General features: G+C 36.0%; 1 protein-coding gene. It reads left to right on the top strand.

Features of this window, described 5'->3' with window-relative positions:
- The first annotated feature begins 43 nt into the window (after positions 1–43).
- Entirely contained in the window at positions 44–298 is a 255-nt protein-coding gene (locus tag JJB97_RS18490) for a hypothetical protein (RefSeq protein ID WP_238715549.1), read from the top strand.
- Positions 299–317: the final 19 nt, after the last annotated feature.

Below are 317 nucleotides of genomic sequence, written 5' to 3'. Positions count from 1 at the left end.
TAGGTGGAAAAGCAACAGATAAAGTATCTGAGGAACTTAAGAAATGAAATATTCTTCTCGGGTGGTAATTGGTAAGTTTATTATATGCGGATCAATTCTCTTCTTCAGTTGTATTGGCATGATCTTAGTTGGCATAACAACGAAGCTAGCGTTTATCGCGTTATCATATTTTCAAGGCGGAGATTTTGAAATATTGTGGAGCGATATTGTTTATGCTGCGCAGTTGGGGGGGCTTGGTGGATTTATATTAGGTTTTGGTTGGGTTTTATTATATCTTTTTAAGGTAAAAGGGTTTTAGTTGAGAATAACTATCTGAG

Origin of the sequence: Tenebrionibacter intestinalis, from assembly GCF_016632365.1 — a bacterium.
In the GTDB taxonomy this organism is placed as follows: domain Bacteria; phylum Pseudomonadota; class Gammaproteobacteria; order Enterobacterales; family Enterobacteriaceae; genus Tenebrionibacter; species Tenebrionibacter intestinalis.
The sequence above is the reverse complement of the archived record's forward strand: the minus strand, read 5'-3'. Positions and strand labels throughout refer to the sequence as shown.

What these genes read in the sequence shown, in the direction of transcription:
- JJB97_RS18490 (WP_238715549.1), top strand. Translation starts at nt 44, where the DNA reads ATGAAATATTCTTCTCGGGTGGTAATTGGTAAGTTTATTATATGCGGA.